Source organism: Oceanisphaera marina (assembly GCF_014643915.1).
Classification (GTDB): Bacteria; Pseudomonadota; Gammaproteobacteria; order Enterobacterales; family Aeromonadaceae; genus Oceanimonas; species Oceanimonas marina.
This window is the reverse complement of record NZ_BMKE01000013.1, coordinates 79,624-106,308: the sequence shown is the minus strand read 5'-3', so window position 1 is coordinate 106,308 and position 26,685 is coordinate 79,624. Positions and strand designations below refer to the sequence as shown.

Sequence of the window (26,685 nt, the reverse complement as noted above, 5' to 3'; positions counted from 1 at the left end):
TGGCAAACTCCTGCTCAACCCAATTCGTCATGTCACTCGTCGCTACACCTGTTGTTCAGTGGCATTGATGATACTCATTCAAGGACTTATGGGTAAAGGGATGACTAATACCACCGCCATGCTGATGAAAAACGTTCAGTCTGGAAAACTGAAACCCGCCGAGCTAATCACCCATCGCTTCGCCTTTAACGACTTTATGCGCGCCTACGAGGTATTTGGTAATGCCAGCAAAGAAAAAGCGCTTAAGGTGATCATAGATAACAGCTAAATATAAATGACCCGTCAGTCCACAGAGCCAGAATGAAAAAAGCCCTGCTCGTTTGAGCAGGGCTTTTTCTGAAGTTGGCGGAGTGGACGGGACTCGAACCCGCGACCCCCGGCGTGACAGGCCGGTATTCTAACCAACTGAACTACCACTCCAGCGTCTGCAGCTTGGCTTCAGACGAGCGCTATAATAAGACCAACCTAGGGTAAGGTCAACACTAAAAACCCTCGTTTTATTACGTTCGCCCGTTTTTTACTCACCAATGCCAGAATTACACCTTTAACCTTAAGGTTGCTGGCTGTTTTTACGCTTGTTGATTACTCGCTTGCGCAAAATCCAACCAATTACGAGTAGCATCAACAGCAAGACACCACCGGCGGCCATCAGCGTCCAGGGCAGACTTTTTTCTTCCGGCGCCACATCGACTACCTTGCTTACAGGGGGGCTGACTCGAATCACCTGCCTGGGCAAGTTAAGTTGAATTTCCCGCCCTCGCTTGTTGGTTGCAAAAGCGCGCCCTTGCCAATAATAGTTACCGGAGTCCACGGCATCGGGCAAGGTAATGCGCAGGCCGTTACCACTGATGGGAAGCTGTTGCTGCGAAGGGGTAAGCAGCTCCCCTACAACCACCAACGAATCGGCTACCAACTCATGATCAGCCGTTAGCTCCATTTGCCACTTGCCTTGTTCATCCGGGGTAGTAAAATGGACTTTAAGCGGCATGGGATAAATAAGTACATTTTGCTCTTTGGTACGGGCCAATACCTGATTACTGATTTGTGCCTGAAATAAATATTCGCCGGGCAAGGTATCGATAATGATTTCGGCCGTCAGCTTACCGTCAGCTGGGTGGGCGTCCAGACCCAGGCCATCATCAAGAAAATGACCAATAACCAGCGGTGCCGGAGCAAATTGAGCTTGCTGATCATTTTTAAGATCAATTAACTGTGCCTGCAGCGCCAGATCCTGCAGGTAATAGTTGGCGTCTAGCCGCGTCGTGTTGTGCCGTAATTCGGCGTTCAGTTTCAACACTTCTTGCTGATATAGCCGCTCGGCCAAGGGAGAGATGGCCAGCTCAAATTCGCTGACCAGTGAAATGCCTCTTTCTTTGTTGATTTTTCCGGTCGCCTGCCACGGCCCCGGCTCTGGCTGCCACAGGGTAATAACGTCACGACGAGCAGTACTGGCCCAGCTGATATGGTCTGGATGCTGCTGCTGATAGTATTTGCTACCGTCGGGGCGAATCAACACCACAGGGCCACTGTCTTGATCTCGCTCAATCAGCAGGGTCACCGCAGAAATAGAGGGATCGATACGAAAGGTATTACTCAGCCAGCGCGTACTTTGCTCGCTGGCCAGGCTCGTTTGTGTACCCAGCAACATGAACAGCGCCAGCAAGCTGCGAGTCATCAGTTGCGCCATAAGCAACTGCCTCCTTTTTTCATTACCAAATCCAGTCGAGCCTCGTGATCTTGCAATTCCTGACTGTCGGCACGAATGATTTTTAACGGTGACCGACTGGCACTTAATCGGCGAATTGCACCGCTATCGTCCTGCTGCTGGCTATCGCTTTGTAAATTCAGCTTGGTTTGGCCACCTGTCATTAACAGATACACATCGGCCAGGATTTCGGCATCCAGCAAGGCGCCGTGCAAGGTACGGTGGCTGTTGTCTATGCCATATCGGGAACATAGCACGTCCAGGTTATTACGCTTGCCAGGGTAGAGCTTGCGGGCCATGGCCAGGGTGTCGGTCACCTTGCACACCTCGGCAATCCGCTCTTTTCGTCCCAGCAGGCTGAACTCATAATCCAGAAAGCCCACGTCAAAGGGGGCATTGTGTGCCACCAGCTCGGCACCGGAGATAAATTGCAGAAATTCGCCAACCTGAGAAGAAAACAACGGTTTATCGGCCAAGAATTCATCGGTAATGCCGTGTACGCCAATGGCCTCTTCCTCTACTTTTCGGTCAGGCTTGAGATAAACATGATAATGCCGCCCCGTTAAACGGCGGTTAACCACTTCCACTGCACCAATTTCAATCACTCTGTGGCCCATATAGTGCGGCCCTGTGTCCATGTTCATACCTGTGGTTTCGGTATCGAGCACGACGATCCGTTGATGGCTTTGCTGGTTCATGTATCTTTTTCCTTATCCGAGTCGAGCATCAGTATAAATAACTGGCACTCACGATGCTACCGACGAGCAAAACCGGTTTTTGGCTGCCTTTTAACGGCTGCTGTGGCAGACTCCGGCTATTGTTGGCGATTGCGAATGTTTATGAAAAAGATTGAATTGTATACCGATGGTTCCTGCCTGGGTAATCCGGGTCCCGGGGGCTATGGTGCCGTGCTGATTTACAAGACACACCGCAAAGAGCTGAGCGGTGGCTATCGGCTAACCACCAATAATCGCATGGAGCTGATGGCTGCGATTGCCGGCCTTGCCGCATTGAGCGATACCTGTGAAGTGGATTTAACCACAGACAGCCAATATGTTCGCCAGGGCATTACGCAGTGGATTAGTGGCTGGAAGCGCAAAAACTGGCAGACCTCGGCTAAAAAACCGGTTAAAAACGTTGATCTGTGGAAAATGCTCGATGAGCTCTGCCAGCAACACCAGGTCAGCTGGCATTGGGTTAAAGGGCATTCGGGTCATCCCGAAAACGAACGGTGTGATGTGCTGGCGCGCGAGGCAGCAGAGAAGAATGCGAACCAGGACGACACCGGATATTCGGGCTGATGTTTTGTTGTCGGCTTATTTTTGCTGGTACGCCATGCCCGGACTCAGTGCATGCTGGACCGGTTTAAGCTGGCGAATGGGCGTGAGCGGATAACGGCGTTTACGCGCCATTATGATATACACCGCAGACAGTGACGGGCAGTAATGCGGATATAATCGACGACGCCACTGGCCGCCCACCGAAAAATCAAACAGGCTGCTCAAACCCAGATAGTCGCGATTGATCACTTCAAAGCCCAGCAGCTTTAACCAGTCTTCCAATCGTCCCGGCGCCACCATGTCTTGCCAGCGCGGCAGCTTGCGGTGCACGTTGGGTAACATGCAGGCCAGGCCCGCACTGCTGTATGGATTAAAGCCGGTAATAATCAGCCAGCCATCATCACGCAGCACCACTTCCAGCTCGCGCAGAATAGCATGGGGATGCTTGCTGAAATCCAGCACATGAGCCAACAAGCAGGCGTCCAGACTGCCGGGGGCAAACGGCATGGCCGTCGCCTCTCCCAGTATGTCGGCTTCGATCCCTGTTTGATGCTGTGTCTCATGCTGGCTCAGATAAACCGAGTGCAGCAGTCGGCTGCCTTGCAATGACAGGGCCGCACTTAACGCATCGACTTTCAGTAAATTAAAACCAAACAGTGACGGCGCCCAATCGTCAAGGCGTAGCTGTAATTGCTCGGCAAGATAGGGCCCTCGCAATAATTGTTGCCAGCTGGCTGGCGTACTGGCAGATTTCATCAATATTTATGCCTCTGGTAAGCTGGAGCCTGTTGAGCTTTCGCGATGATGTTTGCAGCACGAATAAAGTCGTCACAAAAGGTCGATACTCTTAGGCTTCCCTTCATTATAAGGACAGAAATATGGTTAACATTAGCGCTATCCCTGCATTTCAGGACAACTATATCTGGCTGTTAACGAATAACAAGCAGGCAGTCGTGGTCGATCCGGGCCAGGCTGCCCCCGTGGAGCGGGTATTGGCCGAACGGGAGCTGACGCTGACCAGTATTTTGATTACCCATCATCATCATGATCATACCGGCGGGGTCAAGCCCCTGCTGGCTAACTGGCCGGACGCCAAGGTGTATGCCCCCGCCAACAGGCCCCTGCCCGCTCAAAATGCCATTGCCGTAGATGAGGGGGATAAAGTGGCCTTGCCCGAACTGGGGCTGGAATTTGAGGTGATGGCGGTGCCCGGACATACTCTGGATCATATAGCCTATGTTGAGCCTGACGGCATAGCCGGTGAACCCTTGTCTGGTGAGCCCTTGCCTGGTGAACCCTTGTTGTTTTGTGGTGACACCTTGTTTTCGGGCGGTTGTGGTCGCTTGTTTGAAGGCACGGCCGCGCAAATGCATCACTCGCTAACACGCTTTGCCGCCCTGCCCGACAATACCCGTGTTTATTGCGCTCATGAATACACCCAATCCAACCTGGCGTTTTGCCACACCGTTGAAAAAAACAATGCCGAGCTGCAAAAATACCTGCAAAAAGTCGCTAAATTACGTCAGCTTGGCATACCTACCCTGCCAAGCTCCATCGGTCTGGAAAAAGCCATTAATGTCTTTCTCCGACCGCATCTGGACGGGGTTAAAGCCACCGTTCAGGCCCATGCAGGTGCAGAGCTAAACGAGAACATTGAGGTGTTCGCTGCACTTCGCCGCTGGAAGGACGATTTTTAACGAACTTGATTAAGCTGCTCACAAAGCATACACTGGCCGCCGTTTTTTAGAGAATGCGAACACCATGAGAAGACTCTGTATCTTATCCAGCGCCTTGCTTCTGGCTGGCTGCCAAGGATTACACTCCTCTGGCGATCAGGACAGCACGGGAAAAGAAGCGGCCGATAGCCAGCTTTACCATACATCATCAATTTACTCGTCGTTGCAGATACACGACCGAACGGCCGACCTGGGTCGCGCCTACAGCACTGTGCCTCACTCCTCTTCTAACCGGCAGCAACGCCAGCAGGCAGAGGTAGCACAGGCTGATTTGTGGCTCGACCTGGCCGACAAGATGCAGCTGGATATGCCGCTGGATCATCCCAGGGTTGTGGCTCAGCGTCAGTGGTATCTCAAACATCCGGGCTATATGCGCTCTGTATCAGAACGCGCCAGACCGTTTCTCTATCTCATCAAGGAAGAGATAGAAAAACGGAACATGCCCATGGAACTGGTATTATTGCCTGTTGTTGAGAGCACCTTCGACCCCAAGGCTTACTCCCATGGCCATGCTGCCGGCCTGTGGCAAATGCTGAAAGGCACCGGCAAGAACTTTGGCCTGCATTACGACTCCTGGTACGACGGCCGCTACGATGTGATGGCGTCTACCCGGGCCGCTCTCGATTACCTGGAATACCTGAATACCTTTTTTGACGGTGACTGGGTATTGGCACTGGCTGCCTACAACTCCGGTGAAGGCCGGGTGCAGCGGGCAATGAAAGCCAACCGTCGTCAGGGCAAGCCCACCGACTATTGGTCTTTGTCTTTGCCAAAAGAAACGCAAAACTACGTGCCCAAATTATTGGCACTGGCCGATATTCTCAAACACGATAGCCACTACGGTATGGAAGTGCCTGCCTTGCCCAATCGCCCACAGTTAACCGTGGTTGAAGTGGAAGGTCAGGTCGATTTGAACATGGCGGCAGATTTGGCGGGGATGAATCGCGGTCAGCTTAAAGAGCTTAATCCGGCCTACAAGCGTACCGCGACTTCTCCGGTTCGCAACGCCGAAATTCTGGTACCCGTTGCCCATGCCCAGGGGTTTGAAATTGCCATGGCCGATTTGCCGGAGCAAGAGCGCAAATCCTACCAGCATTACCAGGTGAGGGGCGGAGACAGCCTGGGGAGAATCGCCCAGCGACATGGCACCAGCATACAGGCCATTCGCCAGGCTAATAATTTGAGCAGCAGTACCATTCGTGTTGGACAGGCATTGATGCTACCAACGCCCTATGCCGCGACTGCTGCGGTAGCGCCTGCCGGGGGGGTTTACAAGGTAAAGCCCGGGGATTCATTGTCCGCCATTGCCAGCCGTTTCAGTGTCAGTATCAGTGAACTGTTGCGCTGGAACAGCCTGGCCAACAAGCACACACTGCGCGCCGGACAGAGCCTGGTGGTTGCCGCGAATGCGGGTTAACTGAACGTTGTCAGCTTTAAGCTGACTTCTGAACAAAAAAACCGAACCTCAGGGTTCGGTTTTTTATTTAACACAATGTGCTATCGTTATGCTGAATTTGCTTCAACCTGCACAGTCTAGGGCACACGAAAGCGCATGTGCAGGGCGCTGTGATCTGACGCTTCAGACCCCATGCTTTTTGCCTGCTCCAACGCCAGGCCGCGATAGAATACGCCGTCTAACGGGTATCCCCAGAAGCGAGTACGAACATCAGGCTGGGGGAGTGCTTCGGTCAATTGCTCTTTAGCCACCCAGCGCTCCAAAAAGCCTTTGCGTCGCCCATTCCAGCGATTAAAATCACCCGCCACTATGACCGGCCCCGCATAATCGCCAATCTTTTCGCTTATCATAGCCAGTTGACCGTTATAAGTACGCCCTCGCAGCGAGAAGTTGATGGCATGCAGATTGACCAACAACAAGGGGTGCGCGGAACCTTGCAGCGGGTAATAGCTAAATAATAACGATTTTGGGATACGAGTGACCGGCTCCAGCAACCGTTGGCCACACACCTGAATGGGTTGCCCTTTCGCCGCCGTCAGTACGCCATTGCCAACGTCATGCCAATTGAAGGCCGCCACCTGAAACCAGTGATAATCTTGCTGGTACAACCATTCGTGCAGCTCGTCACTGGCCCTGGCTTCTTGCAGCAGTAACAAATCACTGTTATTCAGCCATTGATCAAGTTCGGGTTGCCAGTCTCCCTGCTGTTTATAAATGTTCCAGCTCAGCAGTGAAAAACTCGACGGCAAGCTGGGGTTATTCTGCACCGACGGGCGTGTGCATTCACGTGCCATGGGAGGTGCACTGTCGCTTAACAGTTTTTTGTCTGACACTTCAATGCAGCCACTCAGCAACAATACCGCTGCCAACGCCGTGGTCAGCCGCCTCATCTTAAGCACTCGCCTGCACGGTACGAGGGCGCCCATCGTTATCAATGGCCACATACACAAATTGGGCCTGCGCGACCTTGTAGCGCGCCCCACCCTCTGGCACCAATACCGGCTTGACCCACACTTCTACCTGCACCGTAATGGAGGTGCGCCCTACTTTTATCAAATCACCGTAAGTGCAGACCACATCCCCTACCTTGACCGGACGAGAAAAGTTCATTTCGCTGACCGCAACGGTTCCTACGCGGCCCAAGGCGACTTCATTGGCCAGCAAGCTGCCCCCCAGGTCCATTTGCGACATGATCCAGCCCCCAAAAATATCACCATTGGCATTGGTGTCGGCGGGCATCGCCATGGTGCGCATCAGTAAATCTCCCCTAGGCTCTGCTTGGTCATTCATTGCTCTGTACTCTTTTTGTGTGTAAAAAAGGCTTAATTATACGTCGGCCTGTCGGCGGTCACTAGTAAAGGTCCACAGACCCTGGATATAGGTAATATTATGAAAGTAATTGTTGCGTCACTGAACCCCGCCAAAATTGACGCAGCCAGACTGGCGCTGGCTCGGGCTTTTCCTGACACGCCCTGCCAAATCAGCGGCGTGGCCGTGGCTTCCGGCGTCGCCGAGCAACCCATGAGCGATAGCGAAACCTATCAGGGCGCACGCCAGCGTGCCCTGGCAGCCAAAGCCGCCATACCCGATGCCGATGTGTGGATTGGCATGGAGGGTGGCATAGAACAGCACTCCCAACACAGCATGACTTTTGCCTGGATTCAGGTAGTGGGCACAGGGCTGGATAATGCCAGCCGCAGCGCCAGCCTGACCTTACCACCATTTGTCGCTAAGGCGGTTGCAGCCGGAGAAGAGCTGGGGCACGCCATGGATCGCCTGTTCAGCCTGAGTAATTGCAAGCAGCAAGGCGGCGCCATCGGCGTATTGACCGGAAACTTGCTGGATAGACGCCGAATTTATTGCGACACGCTGATCCTGGCTCTGGCGCCCCTGCTCAACCCCGAGCCTTACCGTATGTGAAGGGTGAAGAGTAATAAGTGAAGTGGACAATAAAAAGCACTAATACGCCCCTGAACCAGCAGCCCGAGGTGTAAGCTTGTACCCTTCACTCTTCACACTTTGCTCTTCACTTTTGATTGCGTTCGGCTAGCCAGGCAAACCAGTTTGTGACCTGATAATCCAGATCCAGCCAGCGACCAAGGGCACTGCCGTCTATGCTCTTGCCCTGCCCGCCGCCACTAAACCGGGGCGCAGGCAAGTTTTGCAGCTGCGCCGCCTGGCCGTAAAACTCGCGGCGACTGGGGTGATGAGGCGCGCTGGCATTTAACGTTTTTGGCCAATTATTTCTGCCCAGAATGGCGGGAATAAAACGCAACAAGTCTTCTTGTGCCACCAGGTTGATCGGCTCATCGCCGCCCTCAAAGCTGCCGCCGGCCAGAAAACGGCCTGGCTCACGGCTGCCGCCCACCAGGCCCGACAACCGCAAGCACAGTACCTCGCCAACGCCGCTGTTTTGCACCGCCTGCTCGGCGGCCCACATGCGCTCGCCTCGCTCGGAATCAGGCCCGGTATCGGCTTCGGTTTTCAGGCCCAGGCCACCATATACGGAGGTGGCGCTGGTAAACAACAACCGCTGCACGCCCCCCTCTGCAGCCAGGCCGGCCACTCTCCCCAGTGTATTGGCATAGTCGCTCACCTTGCCGGGCGGCACACATAACACCACAGTGTTAGCCGTTAACGCCGCCGGCCACTGCGTGGGTAATGGCACATTAATATCCCACACCAGGGTCTGAATGCCGGCATTCGCCAACCGCTCGGCTTTATCCTGGGCCGTGGTGCTGCCGGCCACCCTATAGCCTTGTGCTAACAGTTGCAGCGCCAGCGGCTCACCCAGCCAACCCAACCCCACAATGGCCACGCTGGGCCGAGCCGTGACATTGCTGTTGGCAACCGTCGCGTTAGTAGACATAACTCAGCTCCTGGGGTGTGATAAAGGTTTTTTTCTGGCCCAGTACATCCTGATAAATCACCGAAAAGGCCAGCACATTCTGTACATAGCCGCGAGTTTCCCGGTAGGGGATATTTTCCACCCACACATCAAGGGGGCGGCTGCCGCTGTTGCGTAACCAGCGATCAATACGATGGGGGCCCGCATTGTAGGCGGCAATAGCGGCAATACGGTTATTGCCGTAACGGTCCAGCATTTCTCTGAAGTAGCTGGAGCCCAGCTGAACGTTGATATTGGGTATATAGACATCGGAGGCGCGTTTAAAACCATGAATGCCGTGTTTTTTCGCGGTGGCCCTGGCGGTAGCTGGCATCAGCTGCATCAAGCCACCGGCCCCCACAGGTGAGCGCGCCAATTCATAAAAGGCACTTTCCTGACGGGCAATGGCAAACAGCGTGGCTTCACTGACACGCAAACGCTGGGCCTGTCGCTGAAAAATATCGCGATAAACGATGGGGAAACGTAAATCCAGATGATCCCAGGCCTTGATTCTGATGCTGGCCTGAATGGATTTATCATGCCAGCCCTGTTTCAACGCCAGGCTCCCCAGCACCAGACCGTCGTCGACACTGACCTTGCCCAACAGGTGATACCATTCGCTGCGCGCCGCCGTCTTATCGCCCAGTGCCAGCCATTCCTCTACCCGTGCCACCGCCGGCCATTGCGTGCGCGCCTGGCTTAAACTTGGCGCAGCAACCAGCGGCTTCTTTTGCAATGAAAAAGACAACCGGCTTTGCTGGGCCGCCAAAAATCCATAGTAGTCGCGATTATTCGCGGCTTGTTGCCAGGCTTTATCGCCTTCGGCATGACGATTTTGGGCTTTCAATGCCCGACCTCGCCAATACTGCCAACGGCTGTCTTGCTGTGCACCGGCTGACAGTCGATCAATCCAGCCCGGCAAAGCGCGCCAGTCCTGTTCCCAAATGGCCAGCCGGGCACGCAGTTCAAACAGCTCTTCATTCCCCACAACCGGCAGGCGGCTATCCAGCCAGCTGCGATAGTCTCGTGTACGGTTATACATAAGACGACGCGCCAGCTGTTGCTCTATACCGGCCACTTGCTGCGGGCTTAATTCGGCCTGGCGCTGATATTTGGGGTACAGGCTCATGACCTGCAGCGGTTCGGTATCGGCCAGCTTTTCCAGCGTCAGTGCCAGAGCTTCTTTCTGCCGTTGCCCATGGGCATTCACCAGGCTGCCCTTGAGGAGTTGCTTGGGGTCCTGGCTTAAAGACTGCAAGAAATCGGCCGCCGGCATGGCCGACGCACTGAGCTGGCGCTTCAGAAACGTCACCAAACCGTCTTCTCCGCTTTGGTAGGCCAGCAACATGCGTTGCCAGATATCCTGATCTGTGCGGCCGCCGGCTTTTTGCCAGGCGGCAAACAAGGGATCACAGCTATCGGGGCGAGAATGACCATGTAACCAGAGTAACTTGGCACCGGCCATGGCCGTGGCTTTATCGCCGGTGGCCCATTTTGCTCGGTAATGGGCACATTGCAGGGGAATACTGTTGGGGAGTTCGGGATAAAGCGCTAAAAATTCGCGCCAGCGCTGCTCTCGCGCCAGGCGGTACAGGTAGCGACCTTCCAGCCGGTCGGCCAGTAAGGAGTCGGGGTGCTGGCGTATAAACCCGGTCACCTGAGAGGTACTCAGGTACGAAAGGCGTTCAGCAAGATATTGATAATCCAAATAAATAGTGAGCGGGTAATCGTCCAGTCCCTTACGCAACTGATGAAAGCGTACTTCATCATTTTTTTTCAGCGCCTGTTCGGCCTGACGATATTGCTCACGCAACGACGATGCCTGAACACTGACACTCAAGCCTAACAACAGCAGCCCTAATCCTAACCAGCCTCTCACAGCGCACCCCTAAATAACGAATAGAGAGCTATCCTATGTAATAGAGTCAACACTGCCAATGGGGTACAGAAAATAATCTGTTTAAACAAGACAATAAAAGACGTGATATCAGATAAAACAGGGGGCGCGGAGTAATTTATCCGTTCGAGTCTGACTGGTTTCAGGCTGCACTGACAAGCAGTAAATAGTGGTAGCGGCGACTGGGTCACAAATTTGGGCGCCATAGGAGTCAGGCCCATAAAAGGTTGATTTGGATCACATTATTAAACCGCGGTCAGGGTAGTCTGAAGCCGTACACAAACAAAAGAACACCCAGGGGGTATTTTATGTCCATCACCATTACCAGTACCGTTATCGACATTTCTCCCGCCATCCGTGAACGGATTGAGAGTCGCTTCGAAAAACTGTCTCGCCGCCAGGTTGACCTGATTACGCCTCATGTGATCATCAACAAAGAAGGACTGAAATATCAGGTGGAAGCGACCGCAGGTGTACGCCACGACACTCTTTTTGCCAAGGCAGAAGACGACAATCTGTACGCCGCCATTAAAGATTTGGGTCAAAAGCTGGAACGCCAACTCAATCGTTATGCCGACAAGCCACTGGCACAGCGCGCCCATGCCGGACAACCGGTCGCCTCAGGCGAGGTAGACGACGGAGTCGACCTGGATGAGGAAGAAGAATACAGAGCCGAATAGCGCCAAGCCGTCAGCGATTCATCCAGAGTAATGCCCCGCTGACGTGATCCAACAAACCCTAAGGTATTCATCGTGAAGAGTAAGGTGTGGTCTCCTTGCTCTTCACTCGATTTCGTGTCGTCCATGCTCCCTTTGCCAAAACGGTAATTCCTTTCGTTCATCTCCGGGCACTCACCACCTGCCGCTGTATTTTAGGGCTAAATTGAGCTGTTTTGGTCAAATTGGCCAAAAAGGCTTGCCAGCACTGTCGCTTTTCAGTAATTGTAGGGCCGTGTATATCAATGTTGAGATGACCGTGTCTGTTAACCTGTTTTTCTTTCACTGCTTTTTTGCTGCTTTCTTCTTTGCATCCTAGTCAAGGAGGCATCTGGTCTGGCAAGAAACAAGCGAAAGACGAACAGATAAGCCTCCCTAGGGAGGCTTTTTTTTTAGGTGACATTTTTTAGGTACAAGGGAAGCCCTATTCATGAATCTGGATGAGATCAGAACCCACATCAGCAGCCTGGACAAAGAGCTGTTGACCCTGCTGGCCAAACGCAAGGCCCTGAGTCTGGATGTGGCACGCAGCAAACTGCAAAATCCGCGCCCCATTCGAGATCAGGAACGAGAGCAGGCGCTGTTGGTGGCATTAATCAATCAGGGCCGAACCCTGGGGCTGGACGCTCACTACGTTACGCAGATTTATCACACCATTATTGAAGACTCTGTATTGTCGCAACAGGCCTTGCTGCAAGACTTGCTTAATCCGCAGGATGAGAAGCCGGCCATCAGCGTGGCATTTCTCGGGTTGCGAGGCTCATACTCCAACATGGCGGCACGCAAGTACCTGACGCGCTTCAAAGCCGAGCTGGTCGAGCATAACTGCGACACCTTTCAACAGATATTTGATACCGTTGAATCGGGTCAGGCTCAATACGGTATTTTGCCGATAGAAAACACCAGTTCGGGTGCCATTAATGACGTGTTCGATCTGATTCAGCACACCAGCCTTTCTATTGTCGGCGAGCTGACCCAACCCATTGAGCATTGCCTGCTGGTCGGCGTCGACACCGACGTCAGCAAGCTGAAAACCCTGTATACCCACCCTCAGGTATACCAGCAGTGCTCTCAATATCTGAAGACCCTGCCCCAGGTCAAGGTGGAGTTTTGTGCCGCCTCTTCCAACGCCATGGAGCTGGTGGCCAGCCTCAAACGCGATGACATTGGTGCCATGGGCAGTGCCGACGGCGGAGCCCTGCACGGCCTTAAGCCACTGGTGACCGGGCTGGCAAACCAGAAGCAGAACATGACCCGCTTTATTGTGGTGGCGCGTAAGCCGGTTGAAGTGGCTGCACAAATTCCCGCCAAAACCAGCTTTATCATGTCTACCGGTCAGCAAAGCGGTGCGCTGGTAGAAACCTTGCTGGTACTGCGCAATCATGACATCACCATGACCAAGCTGGAGTCTCGCCCCATCATCGGCAATCCGTGGGAAGAGATGTTTTATGTGGATGTGGCAGCCAACGTCAACTGCCCCAACATGCAGGCGGCACTGGCCGAGCTGAAAGACATCGTCCGCTTCATTAAAATTCTCGGCTGCTATCCCAGCGCCGAAGTGGCACCGACTCGTATTCCGTCCAAAGCCTTGAGCCAGGGCCGGGACCCAGAGCTGCATGTTACTCCGGTTAACGTGCCGTTAAACAACAATGCCCTGTTGTCGTTGCAGCTGGGGCGCTTTCACATGAGCCAGCAAGAGCCATTATTGATTGCACAACTTGAAAGCTGGCCCGAATATGGCGCCCTGCAGGAAACCGCGCGTCGCCTTAAGGAACAGGGTGGCCAGATCCTGGCTGTACCCTGCTTTGCTCAGGGTAATCAGCAACAAAGCCAGGAACGTCTGCAGCAGTTACGTGAAGTGGCCGCCCAGTTTGACCTGGCCGCCATGACCCAGGTACATACGCCCGAGCAACTCAATCGGGCGGCAGAGTCGCTGGATGCCGTATTGCTGCAACCCATAGATGGCCGACGGGACGAGTTGCTGGCTGCCGCGGGTCGCTGCACCCGCCCGGTATTAATGCCGCTGGCCGACAGCCTGGAACAGACCCTGGCCGAGGCCGAGCTGGTATTGGCCGAGGGTAATCAGCAACTTGCGCTGCTGGATACCCAAAACCGCCCGCTGGCCAATCTGCTGCGAGTGCAGCAACACAGCCGCCTGCCGTTGCTGAGTCAGCTTGTGGGGCAAGACAGCCTGTTACCTCAGCTGGGACAAGCCCTGAGAAGTGCTGGCGTGCAAGGCTTCTGCCTAAGCCTCACCAACGAAGATGATATGCAGCCACTGCAGCAACTGGCACAGCGCTTGTATCGTGATTAAGAGGCAGTCACGTTAAGCTGAAAGCAAAACACCGAGCCATTGGCTCGGTGTTTTTTATCAGTAACCTGATATCGAACCTTGCTAGCTTTTACGGCTGTCGTTGGCCTGGGCCAGCAAGTTGCGGCTTTCTTTTAAGAAAGTGTCGGCGTAATCGCCAAAAAATTCACTCACGGTAGAAAACTGCTCGACAAAAGCCTCGCGTTTACCCTGTTCAAGCTGGGTTAACAGCTCGCCAAAACGGGTGTGATAGCGACGTATCATGTCGAGATTACGCGGCGACGATAAAATAATGTCGGCATACAACACCGGATCCTGTGCGAACAGTCGACCCACCATGGCCAGCTCTAACCGATAAATCGGTGAGCTTAACTGCAACAGTTGCGACAAGTCGGCCTGCTCGGCACACAAGTGGGCACCATAGGCAAAGCTTGTAAAGTGGCGCAGCGCCTGTACCAGACTCATGGCCTGATCGTGCTCTTCGGCATTAACCGCCTGCAAGCGGGCTCCCCAGATACGCATTTGCGCCAGCAACCATTCATACTGTTCGCTGCCGCGGCCTTCACTGTAAATAATCACCTGCTTGGCCAGGCTGGACACATCCGGCCCAAACATGGGGTGCAAGCCCAGCACCGGGCCTTGGTGCGCCTTGAGCATGGCCGCCAAGGGCTCGGCCTTGATGCTGGTCAGGTCAACCAGAATGCAGTGCTCGTCAAGCCTGGGCAAACGCTCAATCACCGCCACCGTTTGATCGATGGGCACGGCCACGACAACCAGCCCAGCACCTTTCAGTAACGCCTCGGCCTGATCCCAGTCGTCTTTCTCCAATACCTCGACCGTATAGCCGGACAAGGTCAGCAGGTGAGCAAACAAACCGCCCAGCTGCCCTGCTCCACCTACAACTACCGCTTTGCCCAGCGACGGATTCATGCACTTGAAGCCGGTGTCTTTTTCACTGGCATAGGACTCGCGCATGGCGCGGCGCAACACATCTTCAATAAGATCGGGGGGCACACCTTGCGCCTCGGCTTCGGCGCGGCGTTTGGCCAGCATGGCGGCTTCGCGATCCGGGGCATAAATAGGCACCCCCTGGCGACTTTTCACCTCCCCCACTCCCGCCACCAATTTCAGGCGTCGGGCAAACAGCGCAACCAGCTGCTGATCCACTTCGTCTATCTGGTCCCGCAGGACTGCTAATTCATCTACCATTGGTCCATCCCAATTAAAAAGCACCGGCCCTTCCCGGACGCGGTGCTCTATTATGCCTGTGAACGCACAGCGACAACAGTGGCTGAATCGTCAGGCACCTCATTGTTACATAAGCGTTATTCTAAATAACTCACTTAGCTAATACGAGCCTTTAACGGCGCGGCCAACTGTTGACGACAACGGCCCAGTAACTCGGCGGTAGTATCCCAGTCGATGCAGGCATCGGTAATGGATACGCCATAGCGCATCTCGCTACGGGGCTGCTCGCTCGACTGGTTGCCTTCAAACAAGTGCGACTCCAGCATAATGCCAAGAATAGACTTGTTACCTTCCTGAATTTGATGCACCACGTTTTCGGTGACCAATGGCTGCAGGCTGTAATCTTTATTCGAGTTGCCGTGGCTGCAATCCACGACCAGATTCGGGATAAGACCGGCGCTGGTCATGGCTTTTTCGGCCTGGGAAATATTCACGGAGTCGTAGTTTGGCTGCTTGCCGCCCCGCAGGATGACATGGCCGTCCGGGTTGCCCTGGGTCACCAGCAAAGCCACCTGTCCTTGCTGGTTGATACCCATAAAGGCGTGCGACTCGGACGCCGCCTTAAGCGCATTAATGGCGGTGCCCAAATTGCCGTCGGTGCCGTTTTTAAAGCCCACCGGCATCGACAGGCCAGAGGCCATTTCGCGGTGGGTTTGCGATTCTGTGGTACGCGCACCAATCGCCGACCAGGAAAACAGCTCGGCCAGATATTGCGGGCTAATGGGATCCAGCGCTTCGGTCGCCAACGGCAGCTCCAGCTCGGCTAACCAGACCAGCAGCTCGCGCGCCTTGTGCAGGCCTTGTTCTATGTCGAAGGTGCCATCCAGGTGAGGATCGTTGATAAAGCCTTTCCAACCTACTGTGGTGCGCGGCTTTTCAAAATAGACGCGCATTACGATATAAAGGCTATCACTATATTCATCATGCAGTTTTTTGAGGCGGGTTGCGTACTCTTTGGCTGCGTCTATGTCATGAATGGAGCAAGGACCACAAATCACCAGCAAACGGTGATCTTTACGTTGAATAATATTCGACATGGTCTGGCGAGCCTGGCCAATGAAATCAAGCGCAGGTTGAGAGATCGGCAACTTGGCTTTCAGCTCGGCCGGGGTGATCATGACCTTTTCGGATCGAATATGAATATTATTCAGTGTGTCTTTCTGCATGATGACATCCTCACATGTAAATAAATCTTTACAGACAAATAAAAACAAATACCGCGTCTTATTTGACATCTGGTTATTTGTTTTTTACGCAACCGCATTTACCTTATCAAGGCCGAGCCACCTTGCAAAGCGTGTTTGTCAGTAAAAACCGCTTATTTTACGTGGTGCTGTTCAAGTGAGTATAAAAGCAGCGAGAAAAGCATTGTGCCTGGTGTTTATGGCGTCTTGTTGCTCGCGCCCATCTCCCCCTCTGCTTGCTACCGTCAACTTATGGCTTAGTACCGGCTTTAAACGCTGTTATTGAATGCGGGATCTGCCATGATGCTGCTCTTGTTCACCGGAGCTTATCCATGCAACGTCTTTTACGGTTCTTCTTTCAGGGTCTGTTAATTCTGCTGCCCTTCGTCCTCACGGTCTATCTGGTTTATCTGATTTTTACCGTACTCAACGAAACGCTTTTTTCCGCCATTGGCTCCTTGTTACGCATGGTGGTACCTGCCCTTGCCGCCGGCTGGATTGCCGATCTTGCCGGTGGCTTGATTACCCTCAGTGTGATTATTCTGACCGGTATGTTTGCCTCGTTTTACTTTGGCCAGTTTTTTCTGTCACTGTTCGATAAGGTGTTAACGCGCATCCCTCTGGTAAAGCTGGTGTACAACTCCTTGCAAGACTTGTTCAATGCCCTGCTGGGACAGAATAAACGCCTTAATCAACCCGTGGCGGTGAGTCTGATGAATGGCGAGGTGCAGGTGCTTGGCTTCATTACTCGCCAGGACATGACGGAGTTTGGCCTGCCCGGCAAGGTGGCGGTCTATCTTCCCCAATCTTATAATTTTGCCGGTAACCTGCTGGTCGTAGATAAAGACAACATCCAGTTGCTGGATGTTGCCGCCAGCAAAATGACCACCTTTATCGTCAGCGGCGGCATTACCGGGAAAAGCTGAATACCAGGCTATCAGCCGTCAGCTTTAAGCGCTCGGCTAAAGAGCCGTGTTCAAGGAAGCTGGAAGTAAAACCCAGAGATAAAACCAAGCGTAGGGTCGATCTTTTAAAAAGAGTATTCGACCACATTTAGGTAGTGTCACCCTTGTTGGTCCAATACTCTTTACACAAACCATGGAGCCTACAAAAAACCAAAATCCCGACATGCGTCAGGATTTTGGAATATGAAGGTTCGGTATTTGCTTTAACTTACAGCTTCAAGCTTTCCATTTAACCGTCTATCTCGTCCATGAAGTCTTCCAGTTCTTCGCTGGAGGCGGGTTCGAATTCCTTGCCTATCTTGGCATCCTGATACTGTAAATACAGATCTTTGGTCAAACCATAAGGGTCGAGTGCATTGTCGATGATGGGCTCCCGGTCTATCAGCTCGCTGCGCTGATACAGGCCATCAAGCGCCCATTTTCCGGTGCGCAGGGCCAGGCTCATCACGTCGTAGGGAAAGTAGAGGCTGTCGACCATGTCGCCAGAAAACTGGCGCAACGTGGTTGGTCCCAACACGGGAAGCATCAGGAAGGGGCCGTCACCTACCCCCATTTGCCCCAGCACCTGGCTAAAGTCTTTGGAGCGGCGCGACAGGGTCATTTTTTCCGCCACATCAAAATAGCCCAGCACCCCGACGGTACTGTTTACGCCAAAGCGTACCAGGTTGGTTCCCGCACCGGTCACATCGCCGGTAATTAAATGGTTAACAAAGCTGGCGGGCTCTTCCAGGTTAAGCACCACTCTTTGCAAGCCATCTCTCACCGGCTCGGCGACATAATCGGCATAGGCATGTGCGGCCGGACGCACCACATAGGGGTCGAGTACGTCGTAATTAATGACCCAGGCCCCCCGGTTCACCGGCTCGAAAGGATCTCGCGCATCGGCGGCGGTCGACTTGGCAAAATCGGCCGGTACCTGCGTTGAAAAAGGATCATGACTGCGCGATACATCCACGCCCTGGTGCGCGGCACAACCAGTCAGGCCGACTCCTGCCACTACTATTAACATTCGCCACATAATATTAAGCCTTATCGCTTTTATTCTTGTTTTATTATTGCGTAAAACCGGCCTGTTTGACCGGTTTCATCACGTGCTGCTTACTGAATAGTTACAGAGGGGTATCTATAAATATAGACAATTGGCTGTCTTTCTCTGTGCTCAAGACAGCGCTGCGACCTTCCCAGGCATCCGTGGTATCGGTCACATTGCCGCTAGGCGCAATACGGGCCTTGATAATAACGGATTCACGGCCCGTCATATTGTTATCCGGGCGCATGGCATCCGCATTAGACAGGGTAATGGTCAGCGGAAAAGACGGATTTTCGATGCGTTGCGCCACCAAAGGCACTTCGCTGCCCTGAGCATCTATGGCATACACAAACAACACCGCCCCCGGGTGGTAGGGAACCGCACTGGCCGCGTTCACTTCCACTTCATAACGCGGGCCGGTTACCGGTGCATGATCCTGCTCGGCCAAACGCTGTTCGGCAAAGGCAACCGAGCGCTCAATCATGGCATAGCGCGGATTATCCGGCGACATGCGCTGCAAAATCTGCTGCCAGCGGGCAATCGCCGCCGTCAGGTTCTCTTGCTGCATGGCCATGAAGGCAAATACCGACCAGGCTTCCAGGTTATCCGGGTCTTTGGCCAACACCTGCTTGATCATGTTTTCGGCACGCAGCGCTTCGCCTGTCATGGTCAGGGCTTCGGCATAAGGCACCAGTACCTGCTCGGGCTTGTCGGTCAGGGTCATGGCTTTTTCCAGCGCATCCCGTGCGGTTTCACCATCACGCATTTCCAGGGTTAACCGGCCCAGCAACAACCAGCCACGATAATCATCACCGTCTACAAACAGCTTGGTACGCAGCGATTGAATCAGGTCCATCATGTCTTGCTCGGTCACGTCACCATCGGGCTCAAGCAGCACCTGGCGCGTCAGCTCACTTAACCGACCTGCATTGTTCTGCCACTGCGCCACCTTGTTATAGGCACCTACCTGCCAGTAACCGCCATAAGCGACCACCAGCACAATCAAAATCGCAGGCAACCACAGCCAGGTACCCGAGCGATATTGTTGAGGCTGTTCCGTGACCACGTCATCGAGCAGGCTTTTTTGCAGCTCCTGGGTGGCCTGTTCGCCCTCTTCCAGCAAGCCCTGCTCTTTATCCTGTTCCAGCTCTTGCAAACGCTGTCTGTATAACTCGGTGTTCAGCTGATTGCGACTCTGGCTCGATTCGGCTCGCCCCCGGGTCAGGGGCAGTATAATAACGAGCGCCAATAACAGCGTCAGCAGGCCGCTGGCAATCCAAAATAAAGTCATATCAATTCTCTTTGTCTTTGTTCAGCAATTCTTGCAGCCGCTGTTGTTGTTCGGCATTCAAGGCTTGATCGCCAGTCTGGCGCGGCTTTTTACGCGTGCGCAGCACCACAATCAGCCCTCCCAACAAGATGACAATCACGGGTCCAAACCACAAGATCATGGTCGATGCCATAAAGGGCGGCTTATAGAGAATAAAGTTACCGTAACGGGCCACCATATACTCGATGACCTCTTGCTTGCTTTTGCCCTCTTGCAACATGTCATAGGTCTTGTCGCGCAGGTCTTTGGCCAGTTCGGCATCCGAGTCGGCAATATCCTGATTCTGACACTTGGGGCAACGCAGTTCGCGAGTCAGTTCACGAAAGGTTTCTTCCTGCTGGGCAGAATCAAACTCATACACGCCAATCGCCGCCATGGCCGGTGTGAACCACAACCCCGCCAGCAGTACCAATACCGAGCATAAACGCATGGCTTTACTCCATTTGCTCAAAGATAGGTTTCAGGGTTTGCTGCCAGACCGTCTCGTTGACATCGCCCACATGGCGATAGCGAATAATGCCCTGGCTGTCGATCAGAAAGGTTTCCGGTGCGCCGTACACGCCCAGATCCAGCCCCAGCTTACCCTTGGGATCGTAGAGGTCGATGGCATAAGGATTGCCCAGATTTTTCAACCAGCGCAGCGCCTTGGTCCGCTCGTCCTTGTAGTTCATGCCCACGATATAGATGCCTTCGCGTGCCTTGAGCTGGTTCAGGTATTCATGTTCGGCGTAACAGGTAGGACACCAGGTCGCCCACACGTTCAGCAACATAGGCTGGCCGGTAAAAATATCCCGGCTGAATTCTTTATCCGGGTTTTGCAGCGAAGTCAGCGCAAATTCCGGCACCGGCTGCTCCAGCAATGCCGACTCCAGTTTACGCGGATCCGAAAACAGCCCCTTGTAGAGAAACACGCAGCCCAGCAGGAAAATGACCAGCGGGATAGACAAAATCAAGATACGACGATTCATACCGCCTCCTGTACTTTTTTGCTGCCAAAGCGATAACGCTTGTCTGCCATGGCAACCACACCACCAATGGCCATCAGCAAGGCACCAAACCATATCCAGCGAATAAAGGGCTTATAGTACAGGCGAACGGCCCAGGCGCCGTCATCCAGCTCTTCACCCAAAGCCGCATACAGATCGCGGGTAAAACCGGCGCTGATGGCGGCTTCGGTCATCGGCATGCGCTGCACCAGATACAAGCGTTTTTCTGCCTTCAGCGGCGGCAGAGCCCTGCCGTCTTTGCTCACGGCAATCACGCCTTTGAATCCTTCGTAGTTAGGACCGTCCGCATGCTTGGTGCCCTCAAAGGTAAAGGTGTAACCCGAGAAGGTCACGCTGTCGCCGGTCGCCATACGCACGTCTTTTTCGATGCTGTACAACTGGGTACAGCTGATGCCGATAATGGTGACCGCCATGCCGATATGCCCCAGAAACATCGACCAATGGCTGTTGCCCAGCTTGCGAATGCCGGTAGCAAATCCATGACGATGGGTGGCGCGTACCCAGGTTTCCTGCACGCTGGTAATCACGATAAAAGCGCCCAGACTTAATCCCACGGCGGCCCAAATCTCGAAGTGATCGGCAAAGAACCAGGGCAGCGCCGTGCCAATCGCGGCACCGGCAATTAAAGCAAACAACAGCTTGCCGTTGATTTCTTTCATGTTCTGGCGGCGCCAGCGAAATAACGGCCCGGCACCCAGCAACAGCGCCAGCGGAATAATCATCCAGGCATACAGGCTGTTAAAGAAAGGCGCACCAATCGAAATGCTGCCCAACCCCAGTTCTTTGTGCACCAGTGGCAATATAGTGCCGATCAGCACCACCACCAGACCGGCCATCAGCATGATGTTGTTGCCCAGCAGCATACTTTCCCGGCTGGCCAGCTCGTGCTTGCCGTGGCTTTTTACCTCTGCGCCTTTAATGGCGTACAGCAGCAGGGAACTCCCCACCACCAGCATGAAGAACACCAGAATAAACAGCCCTCGGGTAGGGTCGGAGGCAAACGCATGCACCGACACCAGCACCCCGGAGCGCACCAGGAAGGTGCCCAGCAGGCTCAATGAAAATGCCAGTATGGCCAGCAATACGGTCCAGGCTTTAAAGGTGGCGCGTTTTTCGGTGACCGCCAGCGAATGAATCAGTGCGGTGGCCGCCAACCAGGGCATAAAGGAGGCATTTTCTACCGGATCCCAGAACCACCAGCCGCCCCAACCCAGTTCGTAATAGGCCCACCAGGAACCCAGTGCGATACCCAGGGTCAGAAAAATCCAGGCCGCCGTGGTCCAGGGGCGCGACCAGCGCGCCCAGGCGGCATCCAGCTTGCCGGTCATCAGTGACGCAATGGCAAAGGCAAACGCCACCGACAGGCCGACGTAACCCATATACAGCATGGGAGGATGAAAAATCAGCCCGGGATCCTGCAGCAGCGGATTCAAATCGCGACCATCTACCGGAAAGAACGGCAAGGTACGTTCAAAGGGATTGGAGGTCACGATGACGAACAGCAAAAAGCCCACGCCTATCATGCCCATTACGCTTAACACCCGTGCCACGGCATCAAGCGGCAGCGCACGGCTAAAACGTGCCACGGCAGCAGCCCAGCCGGCAAGAATAAGCACCCACAACAGCAGCGAGCCTTCATGGGCGCCCCATACTGCAGAAATACGATATTCCAGCGGCAGCAGACTGTTAGAGTTTGAAGCAACGTACAACACACTGAAATCGTGGTCGATAAAGGCCCAGGTCAGGCAGCCAAACGATACCAGCAAAAAACCGAACATGGCGTAAGACAGTGGCCTCGCCAGCAGCATCATACCGGTGTTGCCACGAGAGGCCCCAATCAGAGGGTAAATGCTCAGTATCACACTGGCCGCCAGGGCAAGAATAAGACTGAACTGACCTATTTCGGGAATAATGCCAAGGGTTTGGCTAACCGAATCGACTGCAGAATTCATGACTGACTACCTTTCAGCTGCTCGGGAGAATATTCGGGTTTAACATGCTCGATTCCCTTGAGCGCTTCGGCCACTTCCGGTGGCATGTATTCTTCATCGTGCTTGGCCAACACTTCAAAGGCGGTAATGGTGCGCGCATCGGTTAAATGCCCCTGAGCGACTATGCCCTGCCCTTCACGAAACAGATCCGGTAAAATACCATCGAATTCCACGGTAATTTCTTCACCACCCGCATCCACCAAACCAAAGCTGACTTTCAGGCTTTCCTGATCCCGACTGACCGAGCCCGGGATGACCATGCCGCCAATGCGCAGGCGCTGGCCCACTTCCGGCTTGATTTTGTCATCCCCCTTGCCCTGCACCAGTTCGGTGGGGGTATAAAACAGATCAATATTCTGCTGCAAGGCATAGAGTACCAATCCGGTCATCACCGACAGGCCGAGCACCACTGCCAGCAGCAGGGCCATGCGTTTTTTACGTCTGGGGTTCATAGCGTATTCTCCAACTTCTGGGCCGCCTTGCGGCGTTGTGCCCGAGCCTGTTTCTGTTTTACTGCACGCAGTAGGCTTTTTTTAGTCGCCATGGTAGAGATAACAATGCCCACCAGGGCCACCAGGGTAAAACCAAAAGACAGCCACACATAAAAGCCGTAGCCGCCCATGGCCCAAAATGCAGACCAGGTATCAAATTTCATGCTGTTCCTCCGCCAGTTTCAGCACCCAGGGACGATGGGATTCGCGACGAATAAGTTCATTGCGCAGTCGCATCAGAGTCACGGCACCCAAAAAGCAGCTGAACGCCACTATCATCAGCAACAGTGGCCACAGCATGTCGTTGGAAATGGAAGGTCGGTCAAACTTGGTGATGCTAGCCCCCTGATGCAGGGTATTCCACCACTCTACCGAGTAATGAATAATCGGCAGATTGATCACCCCCACCAGCGCCAGTATACCGGCGGCACGGCCGGCCAATACTTTGTCGGAAATGGCGTTGTACAGGGCGATCACGCCGAGATAGAGAAACAGCAGAATAAGTTCGGAGGTTAATCGGGCATCCCATACCCACCAGGCGCCCCACATCGGCTTGCCCCAGGCGGCACCGGTAAACAGTGCAATGGCGGTAAATACCGCGCCAACCGGGGCGATGGCCGCCACCGCCATGTCGGAGGTTTTTATCTGCCATACCAGGCCGATAAAAGCGGCAATGGCCATCGTGGAATAGGCTCCCATCGACAGAATCGCCGCCGGCACATGAATATAGATAATGCGAAACGCGTCGCCCTGCTGATAATCAGCCGGTGCAAACGCCAGCCCCCACACCAAGCCGATGGCAAACGACACCACACTGAACACGGCAAACCAGGGTAGCCAAAGACCCGCAAGCCGATAGGCTTGTTCAGATTTGGCGTAAGGATGTAACCATTTCCACATGTTGCTCACAGACCTTTTTGTATTTAGTTATGTTTACACGGGCATAAGATAACGTAAATCCACCCGTTAAAATACTCTGCAATCAGCTAGTTAACGCTTACTCGCAGTGCAGAGGCGATGGCAAAAGGCGCCAGGGTAATGCTGCCCACCAGCATGGCGGCCAGAATCGCCAGCTGACCGTCATACGCCACCCCCAGGGTGGCAGCATCGATGGCCGAGGTGGCAAAAATAAGTACCGGAATATACAACGGCAAGGTCAGCAAGCTCAACAAGACCCCGCCTTTGCCGATGCCCACCGTGAGCGCCACACCAATGGCACCCAACAGGCTTAAAATGGGGGTGCCCAACAGCAGCGTCCAGAACACGGCTTTAAAACCCACCATGTCCAGGCTGAGCAAGACCGCCACCAGCGGCGACAGCAATAACAACGGCAGGCCCGTTAACAGCCAATGCGCAAACACCTTGGCCAGCACCAGTACCCCTAAAGGACAGGGCATCAGCATTAATTGTTCCAGGGTGCCGTCAATAAAGTCGTCCCTGAATAACCGCTCCAGCGCCAATAGCGACGACAACAAGGCGGCAACCCAGACAATGCCAGGGGCAATGCGCGCCAATTGAGCGGGATCCGGGCCGATACCGAGGGGGAACAGCGTAATCACGATAATAAAAAACCACAGCGGGTTTAAAATATCGCCCCGTCGGCGCAGGGCCGATACCAGCTCGCGACGCAGCACTCCGCTAAACATGAGTCTCATGCCGGTTCCTCTTGATGGGGAGTTAACTGCAAGGTACGGGCGCGGCTGGCACTCAGTGACAAGTCCTGATGGGTGGTGATCAGTACCATGCCGCCGGCATCGGTATGATCCAGCAGTAATTGCTCCAAAACCTTGACGCCGTGCTTGTCGATGGCGGTAAAGGGTTCATCCAGAATCCATAACTTGGGGCCACCCAACCATAAGCGAGCCAGAGCCACGCGGCGCTTTTGCCCGGCCGACAATTGGCCTGCGGTTTGATCTTCCAGCCCCGCCAGGCCCACCATGGCCAGTACATCCCATAAGTTGGCCTGGCTTTGGGCATGATGCATGCGGCGAAAAAAAGCGAGGTTTTCCAGGGCGGTAAGTTCGTGCTTGATGCCGGCCTGATGGCCCAGATAGAGTAAATCTTGGTGGTATTCGTCGCGATGGCTTTCTATGTTGTTACCCAGCCAGCGCACCTCACCGTTATAAGGGCGGGACAAGCCGGCCAAAAGCCGTAACAGGCTGGTTTTCCCCACCCCATTAGGGCCAGCCACCTGCACCAGATCACCTGGCGCCACCGTCAGCGACAATTCACTGAACAAGGTGTGCTCTTCTCGGACACAAGTTAAGGATCTGGCTTCTAACATAATTGGGAACGTAGACCATTAAAAAATGGCCGCCAGTTTAGCACACGCCACCCCGTTGTGCAGAAAGAAACGAGAGAAAGCAGGAAGTGAAGAAACAGTCGTACGCTTTACGCCATACGCGGTAAGCCAAAAGTTGGGAGCTGTGTTTGTCTTTGCTTATGGCGTACAGTGTAGGGCGTACAACGGCTTAAAACAGAAAAAGCAGATACCGGAGCGAGTCCGGTATGACTGTGCTTAAGGATGGTTTTTTGGTTCGGCTTTACTTGCGATGCAAGGCGATCAGCAGTTCGGCTTCGGCTCTGGGCATTTCACACTCGGCCATAATCTCGTCGATGTCGGCACCCAGTTGTACCATACGGGTGGCACGGCTGTAGAGCTTGCCCTGGGGGTCTTTCAGTGACAGCTCTTGCTGTTGTTCGGTCAGCTTGTCGTGTTGGCGATAAAGCTCACTCACCTTGTTGCCCATGCCGATGTTGGCTGCCTGCAATTCTTCTATTTGCTTGCGGTAACTGTCCCGGGTACGGGTCAGCTCTCGCATCAGCCGGCTCATGGCCTCCAGCTTGCGCTGGCTTTGACGCCACATCGACCAGGCCACAAACAAGGCGACCATGCCCATCAGCAGCGCTATCAAGGCCAGAACAAAAGCAGGCTCAAGCCACATTACAGCTGACCCAACTCTTCCCATTCGTCATCCGACAATAATTTGTCGAGATCAACCAGAATCAAGAGTTGATCATCGCGGTTGCAGACGCCCTGAATAAACTTGGCACTTTCGCTGGTTCCCACATTGGGCGCATTTTCAATTTCTGCCGACTTCAGATACACCACCTCGGCCACGCTATCCACCAGAATGCCGATAACCTGCGTTTCGGCCTCGATGATCACGATACGCGTGCTGTCAGTCACTTCTGCTGCCGCCAACCCGAAACGCAAGCGAGTGTCGAGCACGGTCACCACATTACCACGCAGATTAACGATACCCAGCACATAGTCCGGTGCACCTGGTACGGGTGCAATATCGTTATAACGCAATACTTCCTGCACCTGCATGACATTAATGCCATAGGTTTCGTTATCCAGGCAGAAGGTGACCCACTGCAGTACCTCACCCTCGGCAAGATTTTCGGCTACATTACGATGACTGTTCATAGATTACCCTTATGCCTG

At 53.9% G+C, this 26,685-nt stretch carries 28 protein-coding genes, 1 tRNA gene, 1 pseudogene and 1 other annotated feature; of the genes and pseudogenes, 8 read left to right on the top strand and 22 right to left on the bottom strand.

Features of this window, described 5'->3' with window-relative positions; all coding sequences use genetic code 11:
• A partial coding sequence (locus tag IEW52_RS15740; RefSeq protein WP_229667874.1) for a hypothetical protein occupies window positions 1–268 on the top strand: 268 nt, incomplete at its 5' end.
• A gap of 75 nt (window positions 269–343) precedes the next feature.
• Here IEW52_RS15740 and IEW52_RS09545 read toward each other — a convergent pair.
• The 3 genes from IEW52_RS09545 to dnaQ form a co-directional block, all read right to left on the bottom strand.
• Window positions 344–420: transfer RNA gene (locus IEW52_RS09545), tRNA-Asp, on the bottom strand.
• Window positions 421–550: 130 nt separating this feature from the next.
• Window positions 551–1,687, bottom strand: coding sequence for a hypothetical protein (locus IEW52_RS09540; RefSeq protein ID WP_188629839.1), 1,137 nt, complete (start codon window positions 1,685–1,687; stop codon window positions 551–553).
• The gene (dnaQ, locus tag IEW52_RS09535; protein ID WP_188629838.1) at window positions 1,675–2,403 is read right to left on the bottom strand and encodes a DNA polymerase III subunit epsilon; all 729 of its coding nucleotides are present in this window, start codon (window positions 2,401–2,403) and stop codon (window positions 1,675–1,677) included. The genes IEW52_RS09540 and dnaQ overlap by 13 nt, the downstream gene beginning before the upstream one ends.
• 141 nt (window positions 2,404–2,544) lie before the next feature.
• Between dnaQ and rnhA the strand changes: the two genes are divergently transcribed.
• A complete protein-coding gene (rnhA, locus tag IEW52_RS09530; RefSeq protein ID WP_188629837.1) occupies window positions 2,545–3,006 on the top strand; it encodes a ribonuclease HI in 462 nt (153 codons plus the stop codon).
• A gap of 15 nt (window positions 3,007–3,021) precedes the next feature.
• Here rnhA and IEW52_RS09525 read toward each other — a convergent pair whose 3' ends face one another.
• Window positions 3,022–3,741, bottom strand: a complete 720-nt coding sequence (locus tag IEW52_RS09525) for a class I SAM-dependent methyltransferase (protein WP_188629836.1) — start codon at window positions 3,739–3,741, stop codon at window positions 3,022–3,024.
• 122 nt (window positions 3,742–3,863) lie between these two features.
• Here IEW52_RS09525 and gloB point away from each other — a divergent pair, with 122 nt between their 5' ends.
• Together gloB and IEW52_RS09515 are read left to right on the top strand one after the other, a co-directional pair.
• On the top strand, window positions 3,864–4,682 hold the full coding sequence (gene gloB / locus IEW52_RS09520) for a hydroxyacylglutathione hydrolase (RefSeq protein ID WP_188629835.1): 819 nt from the start codon (window positions 3,864–3,866) through the stop codon (window positions 4,680–4,682).
• A 64-nt stretch (window positions 4,683–4,746) separates the two neighbouring features.
• On the top strand, window positions 4,747–6,138 hold the full coding sequence (locus IEW52_RS09515; RefSeq protein WP_188629834.1) for a LysM peptidoglycan-binding domain-containing protein: 1,392 nt from the start codon (window positions 4,747–4,749) through the stop codon (window positions 6,136–6,138).
• Between the two features lie 116 nt (window positions 6,139–6,254).
• On the opposite strand, the gene IEW52_RS09510 is transcribed toward IEW52_RS09515, so the two are convergent.
• Together IEW52_RS09510 and yciA are read right to left on the bottom strand one after the other, a co-directional pair.
• The gene (locus tag IEW52_RS09510; protein ID WP_188629833.1) at window positions 6,255–7,067 is read right to left on the bottom strand and encodes an endonuclease/exonuclease/phosphatase family protein; all 813 of its coding nucleotides are present in this window, start codon (window positions 7,065–7,067) and stop codon (window positions 6,255–6,257) included.
• 1 nt (window position 7,068) lies between these two features.
• On the bottom strand, window positions 7,069–7,467 hold the full coding sequence (gene yciA / locus IEW52_RS09505; protein WP_188629832.1) for an acyl-CoA thioester hydrolase YciA: 399 nt from the start codon (window positions 7,465–7,467) through the stop codon (window positions 7,069–7,071).
• 99 nt (window positions 7,468–7,566) lie between these two features.
• Here yciA and yjjX point away from each other — a divergent pair, with 99 nt between their 5' ends.
• Complete coding sequence (yjjX, locus tag IEW52_RS09500; protein WP_229667873.1) at window positions 7,567–8,097, top strand: inosine/xanthosine triphosphatase; 531 nt, start codon at window positions 7,567–7,569, stop codon at window positions 8,095–8,097.
• A gap of 106 nt (window positions 8,098–8,203) precedes the next feature.
• Here yjjX and IEW52_RS09495 read toward each other — a convergent pair whose 3' ends face one another.
• Together IEW52_RS09495 and IEW52_RS09490 are read right to left on the bottom strand one after the other, a co-directional pair.
• On the bottom strand, window positions 8,204–9,046 hold the full coding sequence (locus IEW52_RS09495; RefSeq protein WP_188629831.1) for an NAD(P)-binding domain-containing protein: 843 nt from the start codon (window positions 9,044–9,046) through the stop codon (window positions 8,204–8,206).
• Entirely contained in the window at window positions 9,036–10,943 is a 1,908-nt protein-coding gene (locus tag IEW52_RS09490; protein ID WP_229667872.1) for a transglycosylase SLT domain-containing protein, read from the bottom strand. Before IEW52_RS09490 ends, IEW52_RS09495 begins: the two co-directional genes overlap by 11 nt.
• A 326-nt stretch (window positions 10,944–11,269) precedes the next feature.
• Between IEW52_RS09490 and hpf the strand changes: the two genes are divergently transcribed.
• Both hpf and IEW52_RS15735 read left to right on the top strand, forming a co-directional pair.
• Window positions 11,270–11,641 carry a ribosome hibernation-promoting factor, HPF/YfiA family gene (gene hpf / locus IEW52_RS09485; RefSeq protein WP_188629830.1) on the top strand — a complete coding sequence of 124 codons (372 nt, stop codon included), beginning with the start codon at window positions 11,270–11,272 and terminating at the stop codon, window positions 11,639–11,641.
• A 294-nt stretch (window positions 11,642–11,935) separates the two neighbouring features.
• Window positions 11,936–12,071 (top strand) — a sequence feature (Phe leader region).
• Between the two features lie 36 nt (window positions 12,072–12,107).
• Window positions 12,108–13,256, top strand: a pseudogene (locus tag IEW52_RS15735) (chorismate mutase); the annotation flags it as partial.
• Window positions 13,257–14,072: 816 nt separating this feature from the next.
• Here IEW52_RS15735 and tyrA read toward each other — a convergent pair.
• Both tyrA and IEW52_RS09470 read right to left on the bottom strand, forming a co-directional pair.
• Window positions 14,073–15,197, bottom strand: coding sequence for a bifunctional chorismate mutase/prephenate dehydrogenase (tyrA, locus tag IEW52_RS09475; RefSeq protein ID WP_188629828.1), 1,125 nt, complete (start codon window positions 15,195–15,197; stop codon window positions 14,073–14,075).
• A 134-nt stretch (window positions 15,198–15,331) separates the two neighbouring features.
• Window positions 15,332–16,402 (bottom strand): 3-deoxy-7-phosphoheptulonate synthase, encoded by a 1,071-nt coding sequence (locus tag IEW52_RS09470; RefSeq protein WP_188629827.1) that lies wholly within the window; start codon window positions 16,400–16,402, stop codon window positions 15,332–15,334.
• Between the two features lie 350 nt (window positions 16,403–16,752).
• On the opposite strand from IEW52_RS09470, the gene IEW52_RS09465 reads away from it, so the two are divergent.
• Complete coding sequence (locus IEW52_RS09465) at window positions 16,753–17,346, top strand: DUF502 domain-containing protein (protein WP_188629826.1); 594 nt, start codon at window positions 16,753–16,755, stop codon at window positions 17,344–17,346.
• 268 nt (window positions 17,347–17,614) lie between these two features.
• On the opposite strand, the gene IEW52_RS09460 is transcribed toward IEW52_RS09465, so the two are convergent.
• The 12 genes from IEW52_RS09460 to IEW52_RS09405 all read right to left on the bottom strand — a co-directional run bounded on the left by IEW52_RS09460 (window position 17,615) and on the right by IEW52_RS09405 (window position 26,667).
• Window positions 17,615–18,403, bottom strand: a complete 789-nt coding sequence (locus IEW52_RS09460; protein ID WP_229667871.1) for an MlaA family lipoprotein — start codon at window positions 18,401–18,403, stop codon at window positions 17,615–17,617.
• A 91-nt stretch (window positions 18,404–18,494) separates the two neighbouring features.
• Window positions 18,495–19,706: a c-type cytochrome biogenesis protein CcmI gene (gene ccmI, locus IEW52_RS09455; RefSeq protein ID WP_188629825.1), complete on the bottom strand. Its 1,212-nt coding sequence runs from the start codon at window positions 19,704–19,706 to the stop codon at window positions 18,495–18,497.
• A 1-nt stretch (window position 19,707) separates the two neighbouring features.
• Window positions 19,708–20,175 carry a cytochrome c-type biogenesis protein gene (locus IEW52_RS09450; protein WP_188629824.1) on the bottom strand — a complete coding sequence of 156 codons (468 nt, stop codon included), beginning with the start codon at window positions 20,173–20,175 and terminating at the stop codon, window positions 19,708–19,710.
• Between the two features lie 4 nt (window positions 20,176–20,179).
• Window positions 20,180–20,713, bottom strand: coding sequence for a DsbE family thiol:disulfide interchange protein (locus tag IEW52_RS09445; protein WP_188629823.1), 534 nt, complete (start codon window positions 20,711–20,713; stop codon window positions 20,180–20,182).
• Window positions 20,710–22,665 (bottom strand): heme lyase CcmF/NrfE family subunit, encoded by a 1,956-nt coding sequence (locus IEW52_RS09440; RefSeq protein WP_188629845.1) that lies wholly within the window; start codon window positions 22,663–22,665, stop codon window positions 20,710–20,712. Before IEW52_RS09440 ends, IEW52_RS09445 begins: the two co-directional genes overlap by 4 nt.
• A 35-nt stretch (window positions 22,666–22,700) precedes the next feature.
• Window positions 22,701–23,195, bottom strand: a complete 495-nt coding sequence (gene ccmE, locus IEW52_RS09435) for a cytochrome c maturation protein CcmE (protein ID WP_188629822.1) — start codon at window positions 23,193–23,195, stop codon at window positions 22,701–22,703.
• Window positions 23,192–23,398 (bottom strand): heme exporter protein CcmD, encoded by a 207-nt coding sequence (gene ccmD, locus IEW52_RS09430; RefSeq protein ID WP_188629821.1) that lies wholly within the window; start codon window positions 23,396–23,398, stop codon window positions 23,192–23,194. The genes ccmE and ccmD overlap by 4 nt, the downstream gene beginning before the upstream one ends.
• On the bottom strand, window positions 23,388–24,134 hold the full coding sequence (locus tag IEW52_RS09425; RefSeq protein WP_188629820.1) for a heme ABC transporter permease: 747 nt from the start codon (window positions 24,132–24,134) through the stop codon (window positions 23,388–23,390). Before IEW52_RS09425 ends, ccmD begins: the two co-directional genes overlap by 11 nt.
• A gap of 86 nt (window positions 24,135–24,220) precedes the next feature.
• The gene (gene ccmB, locus IEW52_RS09420; protein ID WP_188629819.1) at window positions 24,221–24,889 is read right to left on the bottom strand and encodes a heme exporter protein CcmB; all 669 of its coding nucleotides are present in this window, start codon (window positions 24,887–24,889) and stop codon (window positions 24,221–24,223) included.
• Entirely contained in the window at window positions 24,886–25,521 is a 636-nt protein-coding gene (gene ccmA, locus IEW52_RS09415; RefSeq protein ID WP_188629844.1) for a cytochrome c biogenesis heme-transporting ATPase CcmA, read from the bottom strand. The genes ccmB and ccmA overlap by 4 nt, the downstream gene beginning before the upstream one ends.
• 256 nt (window positions 25,522–25,777) lie before the next feature.
• The gene (locus IEW52_RS09410; protein WP_188629818.1) at window positions 25,778–26,179 is read right to left on the bottom strand and encodes a DUF2802 domain-containing protein; all 402 of its coding nucleotides are present in this window, start codon (window positions 26,177–26,179) and stop codon (window positions 25,778–25,780) included.
• Complete coding sequence (locus IEW52_RS09405; protein ID WP_188629817.1) at window positions 26,179–26,667, bottom strand: chemotaxis protein CheW; 489 nt, start codon at window positions 26,665–26,667, stop codon at window positions 26,179–26,181. Before IEW52_RS09405 ends, IEW52_RS09410 begins: the two co-directional genes overlap by 1 nt.
• Window positions 26,668–26,685 lie beyond the last annotated feature (18 nt).

Coding starts and splice junctions, on each gene's coding strand:
- IEW52_RS09410 (WP_188629818.1), bottom strand. CDS start 26,179: ATGTGGCTTGAGCCTGCTTTTGTTCTGGCCTTGATAGCGCTGCTGATG.
- ccmB (WP_188629819.1), bottom strand. CDS start 24,889: ATGAGACTCATGTTTAGCGGAGTGCTGCGTCGCGAGCTGGTATCGGCC.
- IEW52_RS09525 (WP_188629836.1), bottom strand. CDS start 3,741: ATGAAATCTGCCAGTACGCCAGCCAGCTGGCAACAATTATTGCGAGGG.
- hpf (WP_188629830.1), top strand. CDS start 11,270: ATGTCCATCACCATTACCAGTACCGTTATCGACATTTCTCCCGCCATC.
- ccmD (WP_188629821.1), bottom strand. CDS start 23,398: ATGAAATTTGATACCTGGTCTGCATTTTGGGCCATGGGCGGCTACGGC.
- yjjX (WP_229667873.1), top strand. CDS start 7,567: ATGAAAGTAATTGTTGCGTCACTGAACCCCGCCAAAATTGACGCAGCC.
- tyrA (WP_188629828.1), bottom strand. CDS start 15,197: ATGGTAGATGAATTAGCAGTCCTGCGGGACCAGATAGACGAAGTGGAT.
- IEW52_RS09460 (WP_229667871.1), bottom strand. CDS start 18,403: ATGTGGCGAATGTTAATAGTAGTGGCAGGAGTCGGCCTGACTGGTTGT.
- IEW52_RS09470 (WP_188629827.1), bottom strand. CDS start 16,402: ATGCAGAAAGACACACTGAATAATATTCATATTCGATCCGAAAAGGTC.
- yciA (WP_188629832.1), bottom strand. CDS start 7,467: ATGAATGACCAAGCAGAGCCTAGGGGAGATTTACTGATGCGCACCATG.
- IEW52_RS09405 (WP_188629817.1), bottom strand. CDS start 26,667: ATGAACAGTCATCGTAATGTAGCCGAAAATCTTGCCGAGGGTGAGGTA.
- IEW52_RS09425 (WP_188629820.1), bottom strand. CDS start 24,134: ATGTGGAAATGGTTACATCCTTACGCCAAATCTGAACAAGCCTATCGG.
- IEW52_RS09450 (WP_188629824.1), bottom strand. CDS start 20,175: ATGCGTTTATGCTCGGTATTGGTACTGCTGGCGGGGTTGTGGTTCACA.
- IEW52_RS09445 (WP_188629823.1), bottom strand. CDS start 20,713: ATGAATCGTCGTATCTTGATTTTGTCTATCCCGCTGGTCATTTTCCTG.
- IEW52_RS09515 (WP_188629834.1), top strand. CDS start 4,747: ATGAGAAGACTCTGTATCTTATCCAGCGCCTTGCTTCTGGCTGGCTGC.
- dnaQ (WP_188629838.1), bottom strand. CDS start 2,403: ATGAACCAGCAAAGCCATCAACGGATCGTCGTGCTCGATACCGAAACC.
- ccmI (WP_188629825.1), bottom strand. CDS start 19,706: ATGACTTTATTTTGGATTGCCAGCGGCCTGCTGACGCTGTTATTGGCG.
- ccmE (WP_188629822.1), bottom strand. CDS start 23,195: ATGAACCCCAGACGTAAAAAACGCATGGCCCTGCTGCTGGCAGTGGTG.
- IEW52_RS09540 (WP_188629839.1), bottom strand. CDS start 1,687: ATGGCGCAACTGATGACTCGCAGCTTGCTGGCGCTGTTCATGTTGCTG.
- rnhA (WP_188629837.1), top strand. CDS start 2,545: ATGAAAAAGATTGAATTGTATACCGATGGTTCCTGCCTGGGTAATCCG.
- IEW52_RS09495 (WP_188629831.1), bottom strand. CDS start 9,046: ATGTCTACTAACGCGACGGTTGCCAACAGCAATGTCACGGCTCGGCCC.
- gloB (WP_188629835.1), top strand. CDS start 3,864: ATGGTTAACATTAGCGCTATCCCTGCATTTCAGGACAACTATATCTGG.
- IEW52_RS09465 (WP_188629826.1), top strand. CDS start 16,753: ATGCAACGTCTTTTACGGTTCTTCTTTCAGGGTCTGTTAATTCTGCTG.
- IEW52_RS09510 (WP_188629833.1), bottom strand. CDS start 7,067: ATGAGGCGGCTGACCACGGCGTTGGCAGCGGTATTGTTGCTGAGTGGC.